The sequence below is a fragment of the Pseudoalteromonas sp. G5_S1_14_S5 genome (genome assembly GCF_054968605.1).
In genome coordinates this window covers 13,207-29,559 of the sequence record NZ_JBQKUM010000025.1, presented here as the reverse complement: position 1 = coordinate 29,559, position 16,353 = coordinate 13,207, and the positions used below count along the sequence as shown (strand labels likewise).

Below are 16,353 nucleotides of genomic sequence, written 5' to 3'. Positions count from 1 at the left end.
TGATCACTTACTTACTGTGATTGGTATAAGTTGTGTATAAGAGTCAGGTTTTATCGCTTGGTTTAAGTATGGAGATGCGAAAGAGAGTGGGCGTAGCAGATAAAACTGTAGGCTATTGATTTATTGTCATTAATTCCGCAACAAAGTGCCCTTAATAATGTATGCAACGCGATGGTTGTGTAAATATTAACCGACTAATGATAGTATTATAAATAGTTGGTTGTTGATTCTATTTTGGTCATTATTGCTAGCATACATTTTACATATTCTGGAGAAATCATATGAAACGGACTTTAATAGCTGCATCGATTATTGCGTTCCTTGTTACAGGTTGTGGCGGTGGAAGCTCATCGACAGATTCATCTGGCAGTATCTCAAGTACACCTGAAAATCCCTCAAGTACACCTGAAAATCCCTCAAGTACAGCTGATATATCGTCATCAATAAACATTAAAGCAATCGATGGGTACCTGTCTGAAGCGGACGTGTATATCGATCGTAACCTCAATTCCGTCTCAGACCCAAACGAATTATTAAGTGATAAAACTGACTCGAATGGTGATGTATCTATTAGCTCTGAGGATGCTAAATACCCTGTCATTATTCGTTCAGTGGCAGGCCAAACTATTGATGTAGACTCTGCCGGATATGTAACAGAAACGAAAGAGATGATTGCACCTGTTGGTTATGAAGTCGTTACACCATTTACGACTATTGCTTACCTGCAAGGTAAAGATATGGCTCAATTAGCCAGTGAACTCAATCTTTCAGAAGATCTTATCAAGGGTGACTACGTTGCTAAAAATAAACGAGCTTCTATAAGCGATGATGAAAAAAAAGCCTCTAAAAAAGCACATCTATTTGCCCGAAGTCTTATGAAGGAGCTGAAAGACAGTATCAAAGGCACTCATGATGATATTAATAGTCAAGATGATGATTCACTTACCGAAAAGATCAATACGATAACGCAGTTAATATTAGAGCTTCCTGAAGTGCCTGATTATGACTTAGACGATGTTGTTTTTGAATTCGATGATGATTTTGACAAATCTAAAAAAGATAAAGTTCATAAAAGACTCAAAAAAGCTCCAACTCATAAGTTGCTTATCAATCAATCATTCGATGTTCTTTACTTAAATCAAAATGCAGATCCTATCTCGAAAATATCGTTCTCGGAAGGGTCGGTTACAATATCAAAACCCACTGGTGACACAGCTTCATCCAGCTTCGATATGGATGAAAAAGGCTTTACTATTGACGGGCAAGAGTATTTATTATTGTATTCAAGCCCAGAGTTAAATATTGTAGAGTTCAATAATGAATTAGTGATTTTAAGGAACGATTCATTAAACACTGAAGATCAAGATGAAACGTTAAATGCCATCGATACACCAAAGCATAAAGCTGGGCTACCATTTGATGAATATTTGTCCAAATCACATCACCTCATTGAAATTATAGACTACACCAATGAAAGTGGAGAAATATCAAGTTCTTACAGCTTATGGCACGGTGGAAGTTACGAGGACTTTATCAATAAAAAGAATGGTAAAGAAGGCACAGATGAATCCGATCTCGTCACCAAGATCACATTTCAAAACGACCAAGAGGTGAGTTACACAGAATTCAATGTCTATATTGAAGATATTGTTGAAAATGCTGACAACATTGATGGCACAATAGCAGCTCATGTGTTTTTAACAGATTCTGAAGGTCAGGAAGAAGTAATTAACATCCTGTCTCACAACAGCAGAACATTTTTTATTGCCCAAGCCGAAGGGACTGATAAATATTCATTAATTACCGACAATATAAAAATGGCTAAACGTTTAATGGGTTATAACACTGATGATAAATATTAATTAGCTGTCATTTAGGTGTGGTTACGTAATTTGGACAGAAAGCCCTAATGACCTGAAATGGCGTTGTTGAACAAGTCAGCTTGTAGGTCAACGACGCCATATTAGCGATGAACAACGTTACCAGTCACCAAGTTGAGAAGCGTTTAAGCACAGGTGCGAGATTCCGCAGTCAATTTAAGAATAAACGGCATGGTAGCTTAGGTAGGTCTGATTCACTTACTTTTCTGCACCAATAGAAACCTGCGCCAAGAAAAACGCCATCGTATGTCACGATGGCGTTTTAGTGTGTTGTTCGCCTGTGTTATTGCACTTTAAACCGCGAAATGACATCACCCAGCCCCGCAGAGGTGGCTTTCAGTTCGTCGCTGACTGATGTTGTTTGCGAGGCGTTTTCGTTGAGCTTACGAATGAGCTCTTGAATTGCGCTCATATTACGGCTCACTTCTTGAGTCACCTGACGCTGCTCTTGAGCCGATGTCGCCATCAAGGTGTTAAGATCATTAATCTCGACAACAGAATCGGTGACGATGTTTAAAGAGTCCATGACCTGGTTAGTACGATCTACCGTTTGTTGACAACTTGAGTGCGTTGAGGCCATTTCATTGACGACATTATCGGTCGTAGACTTCAATTTCTCTAACATTTCATTAATTTGAGAAGTGCTTTGCTGTGTTCGAGCAGCGAGGGCACGCACCTCGTCAGCGACGACCGCAAAACCACGTCCTTGCTCACCCGCACGAGCGGCTTCAATTGCAGCGTTTAAGGCTAACAGGTTTGTCTGTTCTGCGATGTCACCTATCACTTGTAACACAGAGCTGATCTGCTTGGTGTCTTCGTTCATTGTTCCAATGGTCTCAGACATAGAGGCAGCTTGTGTGACCATATCACTGACGCTTTGTACTGCGCTTCCAACAGCACGCTTCGATTCTTCTGCGAAGCGATTCGTGCGGTCGGTCAGCTTAGCGGCATCGTCAGCGCTGTTCGCAATGGACTCTGCCGTTGCGCTCATTTCTTCAATGGCAGTGATGGCTTGTTCGGATTCAATGGTGTGTTGATCTAGAGTGCTACTATTGTTGTGCGACTGTTTGGCAAGCTCACTAACCGCGTGGTCGATATGTGCAGATGAATGAGACACATCAACAAACATTTTCTGCAGTTGGGCAATAAAGAGATCGATTGATTGTGATATATGGCCTATCTCATCTTTGCTGTCGATATTGAGCCTTTGCGTTAGGTCACCGTTGCCGTTGGATAGGTCACCGACTAATGTCTTCAATTGCTCAAAAGGCCTAAAAGCAAAGTGGAGCAAAATAATACTCCCTAGGATAATGGTCACACCCGTGATTAATAGCGCTAATGTAATCATCCAATTTAGCTTGTCTGTTTTCGCTTGAATGTTACTTTGGTCAATATAGCCAATGAGCTGCCATTGGCTATTACCGAATGAGATATTTCGCTTTATCGGCGTTAAGTCACTGCCTTGCGTATTATTGTAAATAACAGTCCCATCACCTATCAGTTCCGCGAAGCTTCCCTCAGCCGCAAGCCCAACGATGATCTTAGTTAATGCAGCCAGATCGTAAGTGAGAAAATCAACAGAATCGTCAAATCTTTTAATGGAGAAAGTGATGTATGAGGTGCTGTCTTTAACAGTGATTGGACTAATACTGAGTTTCTCAGTTTGAGTCTCGGCAGCGTTAATAAAATATTGAGCCTCTTCTTCACTGATGTTGCCCGTATCATCGAACGCATAACCGTTGACGATTTTCACAATCTGAGCAAAACCAGAGGCCTCTTTGGTATCCGCAATCTCCATCATACTGAAGTTGAGATTGGTGGCTTGCGTCACTTTACTATTGAGTTCGGCTTCGATCTTTTCGCGGGTGATGTCAATAACATGGGTGATGTTCTTAATGTCTGATTGATTAATGTAATGACTTATAAAGTGGTTGACGCTGAGGTAAGAGATAAGCGTCGTTGTGGTGATGATCGCAACGATCAGTAACACGAGTTTATTCTTAAACGAAAGGTGAGTCATATAACCTATACATCCTTGTAAGTGACTATAAAAATGACTGAAATCCGCAGTCAAAATGGGTTAAATTGGCTCAATAATAAGATATTTGTATGATAAATGTAAATTAATACCCATATTTATGTTATCGGTTGAAAGGCGGTGTTAGCCCATTCTCTTACTTGTTCCTATTATCTTTTTTACTGTTTAGCGCTTAAATCTTTTCGCCTCCCGCACCTGATTGTTTAGGCTCTTCGCATCCCGATTACTCGCACCCAGCATCCGCTTTAACTCTTATACGAAGCGCAAACCAGTATCCTGAAATGCCACCCATGATGTTTCCTAGCGCTAGGCCAATAAACAGCCCTTCGACACCATCGATTTGGCTGCCGACCCAAGCGAACGGCAAGGTAAAGACAAACAACCGCATGAAGCTCCATTGGAAGGCTTTGAGCGGTTGATGCATCGCATTCATGGCGCTAATCAGCATCATCACAATGCCTTGGAAACCGTAGCTAAATGGCACTACTAATAAGTAGTGCCACAAGATACCTCGGACCGACTCTTCTTGAGAAAATAGAGCGGCTAAAGGAATGCTCAGTGGCACCATCATTAAAAAGATGAAACTTTGGAACAACACAGCAAAACGCATGCTTAAGAACAGGGCTTTAAAACTGCGTTGTGGATTTTCCGCCCCAAAGTTTTGCGCCATAAAAGGGGTAAGAGCGGAAGTGAGAGACATCAAGACGATGATCAGAATCGATTCAATACGCTGAGCAGCGCCATAAGCTGCCACAGCCTCGGTTCCTTGCTTGGCCAGCATCATCATAATGATTGCCCCCGCGAGTGGGTTTAATGCGTTTGAAAGTGCAGCGGGTGTGCCAATGGTGAGGATTTGTTTCCAGTCGCGGACGACCTCTTGAACCTTGGGCGGAGCGAGTAGCTTTTCTCGTTTGATTAATACATACAGTGAGCCACACAACGCACCAAACCAACTGAAACCACTGGCGATGGCGGCGCCTTGAATTCCGAGTTCAGGGAAAGGCCCGTAACCGAAGATCAGCAATGGGTCGAGGATACCGTTAATCAGGCCCGCCAACATCATGATCTTGGCGGGGGTTTTGGTATCACCACTCGCTCGAATCGCGCTATTGCCTGCCATTGGGATAACAAGCAGCGGAATGGCTAAGTACCAAACTGTCATGTATTCAGATATCAGTGGCAGTAATTCTGGTTCTGCCCCAAATAAAGTAAACATGGGTTCTAGCGTTACCAGCCCTAGTGTTGATGCAAATCCAACCAGCATCACGGCAAGCAATAATCCATGACAAGTAAAGCGAGCGGCATTTTGTGCGCATCCTTGGCCTAGCAAACGCCCAATACAGGTGGAAAGCCCCACACCGATGCCCATGGTGATGCAGTTGATGGCGAAGGTAACTGGAAAGGTAAAGCTCACGGCAGCCAGTGCTTGTGTACCAAGCAGTGAAATAAAGAAGGTATCGACCAAGTTAAACATCAAGATCGCGACCATACCGAAGATAGTCGGAATGGTCATGGTACGTAATGTACTCGCAATGGGGGCGGTTAATAGCCCGTGCTTATCTTGCATGTAAAACGCCAGTTGGAACGAAAGGTGTAGGATAAACAGATGTGGCTTGGAAAGAAAGAAAAGCGAAAAGCAGATGCGAAATTCTAAAGAGCAGGTTCGAGTAAACGAGACGCGAAGAACTTGAAGAGCTGAAAAACAGATAAGAGTAAACGGGGTTCGAGGATCGGGAAGGTCTATGATGAGACTTGAGAGGCTGAACGTAGCTCGTAAAATGTACAACGATTCTCGTTGCATGGTGATTATTTTTGGTTACAGTTCTGGTTAAGAATTGATCGTCAAGGCAATGACGCCACTGCGATGTTCATCCATTGAAAGCAAGGTGCTTTATCAGAGAGGTTTTATGTATAGAAAAATGTTTGCATTGGTGTTTTTATTAACCATGGTTTCCGCCTGCAACGGCAGTAGTGGTGATGCAGGTCGGAGCGAGTTGACTAGCTTTGAGGCAAAAAAAGTCGGTAAGCACATTCTGATTCCTGAAGAGCAGTTTTCCTCTTCTATCAGCTCTGAACACTATCAAACATTGGTCGTCTCACTGCTGAGTTCGCACGTTGATGTCAATCAAGACAATAATATTTTTTTAACCGATCTGAATCCGGTGAATTTTAGCGCGCCTCAAGGTGGACTGATTCAGGATTATCACCATATTGGTCATAGTTGCTTTTTTGTTGTTGATAGTAACACGAAAGAAGACGTTGCGAATATTTGTGGTTTGTTGATGAAAGATTTTGAGAAAGGAAAAGTGAACACTGTCGCGACCATGACAAAGTATCAGGGGCGTGACTATGTGTTTTTGACCGATGGCTCTGCTTTTCGTCGCGAGGATGCAAAGTTTGTTGTACAAAACACAACGGATAACGTGTATGACTACACGGCCAAGTGTGAGTCGGGTTTAGAACGCACTGGTCAAATTAAGAAATATGTTACTACCGGCGGTATCGAGGATACGATTGCTAAGTGCCCTAACGGCGAAGATTTTACAGAACTGACCATAAGCAAAGCGAGCGGTGGTGACTCTCAGGTTTTCACTCACAGTGATTTACCGGATGGTCATGTTTACCTTATCTTAACGGATGGTAATTAGAGAACTGATAGCAATTAGAGTCTACTGACCTTTCGTATTTAAATGCTGTTCGATCCTAACGCAATGTTTCTATTGCTGTGAGTCAGGGCTGCTGCGGTGGGCGAGTAAACGATTATCGAAGGGCGAAAAGCGGAGAAAGCCGCTTCCGCCTTTCTGCTGTTTAAATTGTACGAGCAGAGAGACGATAACGGCTTCTGCACCTCGAATCTCGCCACTGTTCTTATTCTCTTCGCCACTCGTTTACTCGAATCCCGAATCTGCTATTTCGATCACAAAATTTCCTTTCAAACCCTTGGATTCTTTCACTTCGCCCCAACATACTCTTTAACCCCATGCCAATCGTGGCAACTATCAAATTAAATGGAAATTATCAGGAGATACGACCGATGAATATCCGTCCTCTACACGACCGAGTTATCGTTGAGCGCCAAGAAGTTGAATCTAAATCTGCTGGTGGCATCGTTCTAACTGGTTCTGCTGCTGAAAAATCAACTCGCGGTACAATTCTGGCTGTGGGCAAAGGCCGCATCCTAGAAAACGGTTCAGTACAACCATTGGACGTTAAAGTTGGCGACACGGTTATCTTTGCTGAAGGCTACGGCACTAAATCAGAAAAAATCGACGGCAAAGAAGTTCTGATCATGTCTGAAAACGACATCATGGCGATCGTTGAGTAATCCGCGCGATACAAACTGAACTGACTGAATAAAGAATTTAAAGGAAATAAAGATGGCTGCTAAAGACGTTAAATTTGGTAACGACGCACGTATTAAGATGCTAGAAGGTGTAAACGTTCTGGCTGACGCAGTAAAAGTAACGCTAGGCCCTAAAGGCCGTAACGTTGTTCTAGACAAATCTTTTGGCGCACCAACGATCACTAAAGATGGTGTTTCTGTTGCACGTGAAATCGAACTTGAAGACAAGTTCCAAAACATGGGCGCACAAATGGTTAAAGAAGTCGCTTCACAAGCGAACGATGCTGCTGGTGACGGTACGACTACGGCAACTGTTCTTGCTCAAGCTATCGTAAACGAAGGCCTAAAAGCCGTTGCTGCTGGCATGAACCCAATGGATCTTAAGCGCGGCATCGACAAAGCAGTGGTTGCAGCCGTTGAAGAGCTAAAAGCACTTTCAGTTCCATGTGCAGATACTAAGGCTATCGCACAAGTAGGTACTATCTCTGCAAACTCTGACGCGACAGTAGGTAACATCATTGCTGAAGCGATGGAAAAAGTAGGCCGTGATGGCGTTATTACCGTTGAAGAAGGTCAAGCACTGCAAGACGAACTAGACGTCGTTGAAGGTATGCAGTTCGACCGCGGTTACCTATCTCCTTACTTCATCAACAACCAAGAAGCAGGTTCTGTTGATCTAGAAAGCCCATTCATCCTTCTTATCGACAAGAAAGTTTCAAACATCCGCGAACTTCTTCCGACTCTAGAAGCGGTTGCTAAGGCATCTCGTCCACTTCTCATCATCGCTGAAGATGTAGAAGGCGAAGCACTTGCAACGCTAGTTGTGAACAACATGCGCGGCATCGTGAAAGTTGCGGCTGTTAAAGCACCTGGTTTCGGCGATCGTCGTAAAGCAATGCTACAAGACATCGCTATCCTAACTGGCGGTACGGTTATCTCTGAAGAGATCGGCCTAGACCTTGAGAAAGTAACGCTAGAAGACCTAGGTCAAGCTAAGCGCGTAACGATCACTAAAGAAAACTCAACCATCATCGATGGCGCGGGTGAAGAAGCAATGATCCAAGGTCGTGTTGCTCAAATCCGTCAACAAATCGAAGATGCAACGTCTGACTACGACAAAGAGAAACTACAAGAGCGCGTTGCTAAGCTAGCAGGCGGTGTTGCAGTAATCAAAGTTGGCGCTGCGACTGAAGTTGAAATGAAAGAGAAGAAAGACCGTGTAGAAGACGCACTTCACGCAACTCGCGCTGCCGTTGAAGAGGGTGTGGTTGCTGGTGGTGGTGTTGCGCTTATCCGTGCTGCATCTAAAGTGGCTAACATTGAAGGCGACAACGAAGAGCAAAACGTTGGTATCCGCGTTGCACTACGTGCAATGGAAGCGCCTATCCGTCAAATCACTAAGAACGCAGGTGACGAAGAGTCTGTTGTTGCTAACAACGTTCGCGCTGGCGAAGGTAACTACGGTTACAACGCTGCAACGGGCGAGTACGGCGACATGATCGCTATGGGTATCCTAGACCCAACTAAGGTAACTCGTAGCGCACTACAATTCGCGGCATCCGTTGCTGGTCTTATGATCACAACAGAAGCGATGGTAACAGACCTACCACAAAAAGATGCGCCAGCAATGCCTGACATGGGTGGCATGGGCGGTATGGGTGGCATGGGCGGTATGATGTAATTACCCCTCGCTATTCATAGTGATATTGAAAACGGAGATTTCGGTCTCCGTTTTTTTATGTCCTGATGTCGTCATTCCCTACAGCGAGGTACGAGCGTAATAGGGAATCTTTAGTGTTGTGCATCGTAATGTGTGTCGATGGCTACTCTTACCTCTTATCGTATCCCTTTCTTTATATTGCTCTTTATGATTTACCGTCTTATATTCAACAGTACAGTTATGACATCGATATAACATGGGTAGCTGTTGAATAAAGCATAATAAACGCTTGCTTGAGCATATATGAAATCAAGCTAACAATAAGTCAGTGGAGACTCTCAATGAAAAAACTATTTTCAGTACTTGCCGTATCGGCAGCCGTAATGGCACCAGCAGCATTCGCTTCTTCGCCTGTTATGTTTTCAACGGTAAACGGTTATAACTCACCGGACTCTGATAGTGTTGGCGGTCTACGCTTGGCGGTATTTCACGGGCAAGTCAGTGACGTTAAAGGTGTCGACCTTGCGGTTGTGGGCATGTCTGAGACTCAAACAACAACGGGTGTGAACCTGGGTATTTTTGGTGCATCGAAAGTGAACCAAGAGATGACAGGTGCATCACTGGGCTTCTTTAACTGGAATATGGGTAAAACGACCGGCCTTAACTTTGGTGCTGTGAACATCACTAATGATGTAAAAGGCGCAAACGTGAGTTTCGTAAATTACTCTGAAGGCGACACTATGGTCGATGTTGGTGCGGCGAACCTTTCAAACGCTTCAACAGTTCAATTTGGTATCTTCAACAAAACGAAAAAAATTGAAGGCGTACAAATAGGCTTGCTCAACTGTGCCGATAATGGTTTCTTCCCGTGCTTCCCATTTGTGAACTTTGCTAAGTAAGATTCAGGTGATTCGTAACGCCTAGGTGTTTCTTGCTTGGGCGTTATTGCAAACTGCATTTTCTTATCGAACTTCAAACCACACCCTTCAATAACATAAGCATGTTGTTTTATATTTGTTGTTGCAGTGAGTTTATTCATAAGTACAATGTGCGCTAAATTCACAACGATGATTTATATGCTTTGATTAATCCCCATACTATCGATTTTAAAAAGGCTTTCTTAGGCCTGACCGCCAGTTTTTTAGTAGTTTTGAGCTTGTTGCTCGTTGATTCAGCGGAAGAATCAGACAAACAGTATGGATCAGAAAACCAAGGCGTAACCCATGCACTTACGGAGCTCACTCAGATACTGAATGCGCTAGAGTACAACATCACAGCGCTCTATCCGTTGAATGGTGATACCTATACTTTTTCGTATGACAAAAAAGTAGAGGAAAATACGTGTTATTTTATTAGTGAGGATCAGCAAGACCCTCGCTTTGACTTTATGTTCTCTGGCCCTACCGAGATGTGTGACTCTCAATCGGCGCTGTATGCGGAAGCGAGCAAGCGTCTATTTATTGCTCCAACGATGGCTTACTTTACGAACACGATCAGTAGTATCTCTGCCATTTACTTCATTTCCAAAGAGAAATTTATCATCTCTGCTCCCTCTGATTTTGCTCAATATATGAAAGGTGATACGTTTGACTCGATCGTTAGCCGCCGGCCCTACTGGATCAATACCATTCGTTTTGGCGTATCTCAAAACCGAGATAAGGTTGTCTATACCGGTCAATACGATGATTTCCTGACCGGTGAGAAAGTGGTGACCTTAACCAAAGGGATCTATATCAACGGTGAGTTTAAAGGGGTATTGGGTGTTGATGGCTATACCTCGAGTTTATTTTCGAATGCGAAGCATGGCTATGAGGTGACCAGTGTCAGCGGTAGGAATAAATATGGCTTGTTGGATTACACTTTTTCACAACCTTTGTATGTGGACGGGGTGAATACGCAGCTTTATTTGACCATTCAAGAAACGAAAAGCGAGCACTTCTTACACATATTGGAAAGTGACTATGGGGAGTTACTGATACTCTTTTTCTTATATGTGGCTGCAGCATGGTGGTTATGGCGATTTTATCGCGAGCAAAGACACCGTCGCTTAAATGATCTTTCAATGACCGATCCATTAACGGGGTTACTCAATCGCAGTGGCTTTGAAGCGCAATTTCTGGCGCAAGATGAGAGTAAAATTTTAGGGATTGGTGTCTTTGAAATCGATGATTTAAAAGCGATCTGCGATCGGTATGGCAATGAGATTGGTGATAGGGTGATTTGTCACGTTGCTAAACTTATCGTCAACAGCGCGAGACAACACGATATCGTGGCGAGATTTGATGGCAGGGAGTTCGTAGTGGCGATTGCGGGAGAGTCGTCAGAATTGCTTTCTTCAATATTTGAACGCATCCAGAGCGATATTAGTTTACAGAACTACCAGTGTTCGACAGGAGAGAAAGTGGCTATTTCTGTTTCTGGGGGGGCAGTGCTCTACTCTTTATATAAGTTCGAAAGTATTGGGCACCTATGGAAAAATCAGAGTGTCCGTTCTTCAAGTAAACAACTGGGCATTGCCAAGTCCTTGGGCGCAAATAAACTGTGTATCCACATTCATTGATGCACAAAAAAGCCTAGTCGCATGACTAGGCTCCTTCTTTGTGGTGGTCCTTATCGGTGACTGAGTGTCGCTTTATTTTTTCACGCGGCCTTTTCTCATCCATTTCTGGTGAACACCACGACGTAGGCTCTGGAAGCTGTTTTCTATCTTGTCGACACCCAGCAAAATCGCTAACGCTAATAGCGTGATCATGACTGATTGTGAAAGGTGGCCAAGGGCGATCATCATACCCAATGCAGCCAATACCCAAATGATGGCTGCTGAAGTCACACCATGAATTTTGCCATCGAGTGTCATCATTACCCCCGCCCCCAGGAAACCAACACCAGTAATGATCTGGCCAAGTACGCGAGCCTGATCGAGTGTGTTTGGAGATAGGCTAATCGCCATGGTAAGGAAGAAATAGGTACCGCTGATGATCAGAATCGAGGTTCTGATACCTACTGGTTTACCGCGTGTTTGCCGCTCGATACCGATTAACGAACCACACAGCATACACACTGCTAGCCCTGCCCAGCTAAAGGGGGCAAGGTTTAACGTTTGTTCTATAAATTGTGACAAATCACCCCTCCTATAAATTTAGAATAGGGCCGAGTATGCTGATAATCAGCCTGACGATCGAACAAAACCTTTTTGTCTTAACGATTGATGAAGATGACTTAAAGTCTAGCAGCAGCCTATTGTTAAGGTGAAGCTAGTGGCATTTTTCTTTTGTCGCTTATTGATACTCAAGGCGATAAGAGGCGACCATTGCTTGAGATAGAGTTATTCAATGTGTAGGTCCAGTGGCGTTTTGCTGCTACGGCCACCTATCTCACGGGTTAACTTGGGTACGAGGTAGCCAGAAACCTCAGAGATTAATCCCTTGAAGTGCTGTTTTGCCTCTTCATCCGAGATATAGAAGTGAGCGGCACCTTGAACCTTATCCAGAACGTGCATGTAATACGGTAAAATGCCAGCGTCAAATAGCTGCTCACTGAGTGTTTTTAATGCATCAGCACTGTCGTTCACGCCTTTTAGCATCACGCCTTGGTTAAGTAGCGTCGCGCCAGTGAGCTTCAATTTATGGAAGGCTTGTTTAAGTTCTACATTGATTTCATTGGCATGATTAACATGGCTTACCATCACTACATTGAGGCGAGTCTTAGATAGGATTTGGCAAAGCTCGTCAGTGATACGAGCTGGGATCACGACGGGTAAACGGCTATGAATACGAACGGTTTTCACATGTGGAATTTGTTCGATAGCGTGAATCAACCACTCGACTTCGCTGTCTTTAGCCATCAATGGATCACCACCCGAAAGGATGACCTCGTTAATCTCAGAGTGTTGAGCTACGTAATCGAGGCTGGTTTGCCACACCGACTTTGAGCCCTTATTGTCTTGGTAAGGGAAGTGGCGTCGAAAGCAGTAACGGCAGTTCACTGCACAGCCACCTTTCACAATCATCAAGGCGCGACTTTTGTATTTATGCAACAATCCCGGGATCGCGTTGTCTTGCTCCTCTAATGGATCGGCAGAGTAGCCTTCATGAACTTCGAACTCTTCGCTTAATGGCAAAACCTGACGTAATAGCGGGTCATGCGGGTTGCCTTTTTCCATTCGCTCGACAAAGCTTACCGGTACTCGCAACGCAAATAGGTTGCGTGCGGCAAAGCCTGCTTGCCATGGTGTTGGGTCTATTTCCAATGCTTGAAGGAGCTTTGTCGGGTCTGAGATCGCATTCGATAGTTGTTTGAGCCAGTTTTGCTCAACAGATTCGACTTTTCGGGTTATGATATGCGGCATTGAAATCAACTCAAAGATGTGTAAGAGGAAATCATGGCGTCAGTAAGCACCAATGAATTCAAAGGCGGTTTAAAATTCATGATGGATAACGAGCCTTGCTCAATTATCGAAAATGAATACGTTAAGCCGGGTAAAGGCCAAGCGTTTAACCGTGTAAAACTTCGTAAACTGCTGTCAGGCAAAGTGTTAGAGAAAACATTTAAGTCAGGCGACACAGTAGAACTGGCTGACGTTGTAGACGTTGAACTAGGCTACCTATACAGCGATGGCGAATTCTACCACTTCATGAACAACGAGACATTCGAGCAAATCGCTGCTGAAGTAAAAGCAGTTGGCGACACAGCTAAATGGCTAGTTGAAAACGACGTATGTACTCTAACGTTGTGGAATGATAACCCTATCACAGTAACTCCACCAAACTTTGTTGAGATCGAAGTAACTGATACTGATCCTGGCCTAAAGGGCGACACGCAAGGTACGGGTGGTAAGCCTGCAACTCTAGCCACTGGCGCGGTCGTTCGTGTACCTCTATTCATCGCTATCGGTGAAGTGGTAAGAGTCGATACTCGTACTGGCGAATACGTTGGTCGTGTGAAGTAATTGACTTCAAGTCTCTGAAAAAGGTCGCTTAGGCGGCCTTTTTTATTATCGGAAGTTAATTTAGAGTAATGAGTGGCGGCAATCGATCTAGGTTTATTAATGGTTGTTTAGCCACTTGGGGAGAGGATGAGAACAATTGCAAAGGTTGGAACGTTTCGGTTTGAAATCTCTGGACATCCACGAGTTGCTGGAGTGCATAAAAACGGCTGACATATTGTTGTGTCTCTTTCGGCAGTGTTAAAGCATTGAAGTCATTACTCCCGGCAGCTTTTATCGCTTTAGCCACTCGTCCTTCCCCCGCGTTATAGGCGGCAAGCGTTAATGCCATATCTTGCTCAAATTTCGTGTACAAAAAAGTGAAATACGCTAAGGCCGCTTGCGTGCTGGCTTGCGTATCAAAGCGCTGATCTTGAACTTGGGTGACGTTCAATCCAAATCGGGTGGCGGTTGCAGGTATCAGCTGCCACAGCCCCGCTGCATTCGCGTGTGATATTGCTTTGGGGTTGTATGAGGACTCAAGCATAGGGACGAGAGCTAGGTCGATCGGTAACGACTGTTGTTTGAGTTGTTTAACAATTTGTTCTATCAGTGTACTGACAGAATTGAGTCGCTGGGTGATTTGTGATTGGTATGGAGCGAGTATTTGATACTCTCTCTCAATAGTCATAGCGTCGGGTTTGGCTGCCGCTAACGGGGATAGGCAAATTAGGAAGGCCAATATCCAGCCTGGCGCCATCCATTTCTGTAATTGTCGTTTCTGTTGGCATGATAGACGCAGATTAAAAGGATGACTCTTCATACGTGTGCTGCGCGGGCTGTTGAATTTGGTTCAGTAATTCTTGGAACGCGGCTGAACTTTGTCCATTACTTTGGCTACTCTGTTGGCATTGGAGTACCAATGACTCTAAGAGTACCCATTGTTTTCTAGCTGGGACGCTGACCTTACTTGGTAAAGCATTGAATATCCGGTTAACACCGCTTTGATCATTAAGTACCCCCAAGGAGCGCATTAATTGGCTTCTTTCCTGCGTAGAGTGGGCTATCTGATTCAGGATAGGCATTTGTTTTTGTATGTTATCGTTAAGTAATTCACCATCAAATTGCAAATACAACGCTTTTTGTTGTTGAATCAACACCAATAATTGTTGATAGCGTTGGATGTCTTCTGAAATAGAACGAACAAACTGTTGAATGTACTGTGATGCCGTTGCCATGAATGACTCCTAATGTGTTATTCGTGACCAGTGTGAAATTGCATGACAGCTTTAGATAACGCTTTGGTATCTAGGTTGAGTTCACCTTTTGCCAATGCATCACGTATTTGATTTACTTTTTCCATGTCTATATCGGGTAGAGATTTCATGGTGGCTTGCGCATGATCGATGCTGGCAGTATTGGCTTCGAATAGTGGGGCGCTTTCCTGATGTCGTGTAACTTTATCGGCGGTCTTTTTACTCGATTGCTGAAGTGTTGTTTGTGGGACATGGCCGCCCGAGACTTTGTCGATTTTCATGCTTGTTGTCCTCAATCATCATGTTCTAAATCTAATAGGCGACTTGTCTGCAAGAATATTAAATATTTTTTGTACTCGATATTTACTTATTCTGACGAGGAGAAAAATTCAGAAGTGATAACTTGAGTCCAAAAATCAGAACTGAGTATGCACTTGGTTGATTCCTGTGACGATCGCTTTGATCACTTTCCCCGAGCTGATATTTTTCACTTCAATTTGCTGACCTTTCCTGCCTTGTTCTAAGGCGACTCCTTTTATCGTCGCACTAAACCCCTGCTTTTGAGCAATGACAACCACTTGATTACCTTTCTCAATCAGAGCGGAATAGGTGAGTGTTGCAGGGGCAATGATTTGTCCCGTGCGAATGCGGCGCGTGGCCTCTAATCCCGTTACTTGGTTTATCTGAGTATAGAAATCATGTTGTCGCGTGATGGTCTGTTTCTCGATTCTTAACTGAGAAGGAGAAATCGCTTCATTACGACTAATGGTACTGTTCGCCACCACAATTGGCAGTGTGATGGCCGATTTTATGGTGACGTTAATTCGCCATGGTGTTTGGGCGTCTTGACAGCTCACAGCCCTTTTTAAATGACCAATAGGCAGTGAACGGTTATCTCGAGCGGTGATCGTTAAAGGCGATTTGCAAACTGGTAAGTGATTCGCTGAACCTGGTACCCAAACGCGATAGTCGGCTTGATAGTCTGGCCAGTTATTCGATCGTGCAGAACGAGCGATCTCTTGTTCAAAGTGCTCACTCACGATCGTTTTTAATGCCTCCGATGAGAAGCTTGTCTCATTGGCGACGCTTCTCATCGACCATGTGCTTATCGCCAACACACTCAGCAGTAGAGCGGAGGAAGTATGGGCTTTCCTCTTACTTAGCCTCGCTTCCGATATGCGGAAGTTAGCTTTCCCTTTTGTTTTGTAAGTCATTGATATTTAATGTTTTTATTTCTGGCATGCATCTTGTT

Annotated in this window: 15 protein-coding genes; 7 read left to right on the top strand and 8 right to left on the bottom strand. The window is 44.0% G+C overall.

The window, feature by feature from the left end; genetic code table 11:
* Window positions 1-281: 281 nt before the first annotated feature.
* On the top strand, window positions 282-1,862 hold the full coding sequence (locus ACTRWI_RS09585) for a hypothetical protein (RefSeq protein ID WP_499130840.1): 1,581 nt from the start codon (window positions 282-284) through the stop codon (window positions 1,860-1,862).
* A 301-nt stretch (window positions 1,863-2,163) separates the two neighbouring features.
* On the opposite strand, the gene ACTRWI_RS09580 is transcribed toward ACTRWI_RS09585, so the two are convergent.
* Window positions 2,164-3,900, bottom strand: coding sequence for a methyl-accepting chemotaxis protein (locus ACTRWI_RS09580; protein WP_499130839.1), 1,737 nt, complete (start codon window positions 3,898-3,900; stop codon window positions 2,164-2,166).
* 241 nt (window positions 3,901-4,141) lie between these two features.
* Entirely contained in the window at window positions 4,142-5,485 is a 1,344-nt protein-coding gene (locus tag ACTRWI_RS09575) for an MATE family efflux transporter (RefSeq protein WP_499130836.1), read from the bottom strand.
* Window positions 5,486-5,825: 340 nt separating this feature from the next.
* On the opposite strand from ACTRWI_RS09575, the gene ACTRWI_RS09570 reads away from it, so the two are divergent.
* From ACTRWI_RS09570 to ACTRWI_RS09550, 5 genes are all read left to right on the top strand, one after another.
* On the top strand, window positions 5,826-6,566 hold the full coding sequence (locus tag ACTRWI_RS09570) for a hypothetical protein (protein WP_499130834.1): 741 nt from the start codon (window positions 5,826-5,828) through the stop codon (window positions 6,564-6,566).
* A gap of 386 nt (window positions 6,567-6,952) precedes the next feature.
* Window positions 6,953-7,243, top strand: a complete 291-nt coding sequence (locus ACTRWI_RS09565; protein ID WP_017061289.1) for a co-chaperone GroES — start codon at window positions 6,953-6,955, stop codon at window positions 7,241-7,243.
* Window positions 7,244-7,295: 52 nt separating this feature from the next.
* Window positions 7,296-8,942 (top strand): chaperonin GroEL, encoded by a 1,647-nt coding sequence (gene groL, locus ACTRWI_RS09560; RefSeq protein WP_499130833.1) that lies wholly within the window; start codon window positions 7,296-7,298, stop codon window positions 8,940-8,942.
* A gap of 320 nt (window positions 8,943-9,262) precedes the next feature.
* On the top strand, window positions 9,263-9,820 hold the full coding sequence (locus ACTRWI_RS09555) for a VC2662 family protein (RefSeq protein WP_499130831.1): 558 nt from the start codon (window positions 9,263-9,265) through the stop codon (window positions 9,818-9,820).
* Between the two features lie 257 nt (window positions 9,821-10,077).
* On the top strand, window positions 10,078-11,481 hold the full coding sequence (locus ACTRWI_RS09550; RefSeq protein WP_499130829.1) for a sensor domain-containing diguanylate cyclase: 1,404 nt from the start codon (window positions 10,078-10,080) through the stop codon (window positions 11,479-11,481).
* Between the two features lie 72 nt (window positions 11,482-11,553).
* On the opposite strand, the gene ACTRWI_RS09545 is transcribed toward ACTRWI_RS09550, so the two are convergent.
* Both ACTRWI_RS09545 and epmB read right to left on the bottom strand, forming a co-directional pair.
* A complete protein-coding gene (locus ACTRWI_RS09545) occupies window positions 11,554-11,976 on the bottom strand; it encodes an MgtC/SapB family protein (RefSeq protein WP_499130883.1) in 423 nt (140 codons plus the stop codon).
* Window positions 11,977-12,246: 270 nt separating this feature from the next.
* Window positions 12,247-13,269, bottom strand: a complete 1,023-nt coding sequence (gene epmB, locus ACTRWI_RS09540) for an EF-P beta-lysylation protein EpmB (RefSeq protein ID WP_499130827.1) — start codon at window positions 13,267-13,269, stop codon at window positions 12,247-12,249.
* Window positions 13,270-13,302: 33 nt separating this feature from the next.
* Here epmB and efp point away from each other — a divergent pair, with 33 nt between their 5' ends.
* Window positions 13,303-13,869, top strand: coding sequence for an elongation factor P (gene efp, locus ACTRWI_RS09535; RefSeq protein ID WP_004741343.1), 567 nt, complete (start codon window positions 13,303-13,305; stop codon window positions 13,867-13,869).
* Window positions 13,870-13,924: 55 nt separating this feature from the next.
* On the opposite strand, the gene ACTRWI_RS09530 is transcribed toward efp, so the two are convergent.
* From ACTRWI_RS09530 to flgA, 4 genes are all read right to left on the bottom strand, one after another.
* Entirely contained in the window at window positions 13,925-14,605 is a 681-nt protein-coding gene (locus tag ACTRWI_RS09530; RefSeq protein WP_499130826.1) for a lytic transglycosylase domain-containing protein, read from the bottom strand.
* Window positions 14,606-14,648: 43 nt separating this feature from the next.
* Window positions 14,649-15,083, bottom strand: a complete 435-nt coding sequence (gene flgN / locus ACTRWI_RS09525; RefSeq protein WP_499130825.1) for a flagellar export chaperone FlgN — start codon at window positions 15,081-15,083, stop codon at window positions 14,649-14,651.
* A gap of 17 nt (window positions 15,084-15,100) precedes the next feature.
* A complete protein-coding gene (gene flgM / locus ACTRWI_RS09520) occupies window positions 15,101-15,382 on the bottom strand; it encodes a flagellar biosynthesis anti-sigma factor FlgM (RefSeq protein ID WP_499130824.1) in 282 nt (93 codons plus the stop codon).
* Window positions 15,383-15,517: 135 nt separating this feature from the next.
* The gene (gene flgA, locus ACTRWI_RS09515; RefSeq protein WP_499130822.1) at window positions 15,518-16,315 is read right to left on the bottom strand and encodes a flagellar basal body P-ring formation chaperone FlgA; all 798 of its coding nucleotides are present in this window, start codon (window positions 16,313-16,315) and stop codon (window positions 15,518-15,520) included.
* Window positions 16,316-16,353: the final 38 nt, after the last annotated feature.

What these genes read in the sequence shown, in the direction of transcription:
- flgA (WP_499130822.1), bottom strand. Translation starts at nt 16,315, where the DNA reads ATGACTTACAAAACAAAAGGGAAAGCTAACTTCCGCATATCGGAAGCG.
- ACTRWI_RS09555 (WP_499130831.1), top strand. Translation starts at nt 9,263, where the DNA reads ATGAAAAAACTATTTTCAGTACTTGCCGTATCGGCAGCCGTAATGGCA.
- flgM (WP_499130824.1), bottom strand. Translation starts at nt 15,382, where the DNA reads ATGAAAATCGACAAAGTCTCGGGCGGCCATGTCCCACAAACAACACTT.
- ACTRWI_RS09545 (WP_499130883.1), bottom strand. Translation starts at nt 11,976, where the DNA reads ATGCTGTGTGGTTCGTTAATCGGTATCGAGCGGCAAACACGCGGTAAA.
- groL (WP_499130833.1), top strand. Translation starts at nt 7,296, where the DNA reads ATGGCTGCTAAAGACGTTAAATTTGGTAACGACGCACGTATTAAGATG.
- ACTRWI_RS09580 (WP_499130839.1), bottom strand. Translation starts at nt 3,900, where the DNA reads ATGACTCACCTTTCGTTTAAGAATAAACTCGTGTTACTGATCGTTGCG.
- ACTRWI_RS09530 (WP_499130826.1), bottom strand. Translation starts at nt 14,605, where the DNA reads ATGGCGCCAGGCTGGATATTGGCCTTCCTAATTTGCCTATCCCCGTTA.
- ACTRWI_RS09565 (WP_017061289.1), top strand. Translation starts at nt 6,953, where the DNA reads ATGAATATCCGTCCTCTACACGACCGAGTTATCGTTGAGCGCCAAGAA.
- epmB (WP_499130827.1), bottom strand. Translation starts at nt 13,269, where the DNA reads ATGCCGCATATCATAACCCGAAAAGTCGAATCTGTTGAGCAAAACTGG.
- efp (WP_004741343.1), top strand. Translation starts at nt 13,303, where the DNA reads ATGGCGTCAGTAAGCACCAATGAATTCAAAGGCGGTTTAAAATTCATG.
- ACTRWI_RS09575 (WP_499130836.1), bottom strand. Translation starts at nt 5,485, where the DNA reads ATGCAAGATAAGCACGGGCTATTAACCGCCCCCATTGCGAGTACATTA.
- flgN (WP_499130825.1), bottom strand. Translation starts at nt 15,083, where the DNA reads ATGGCAACGGCATCACAGTACATTCAACAGTTTGTTCGTTCTATTTCA.
- ACTRWI_RS09585 (WP_499130840.1), top strand. Translation starts at nt 282, where the DNA reads ATGAAACGGACTTTAATAGCTGCATCGATTATTGCGTTCCTTGTTACA.
- ACTRWI_RS09570 (WP_499130834.1), top strand. Translation starts at nt 5,826, where the DNA reads ATGTATAGAAAAATGTTTGCATTGGTGTTTTTATTAACCATGGTTTCC.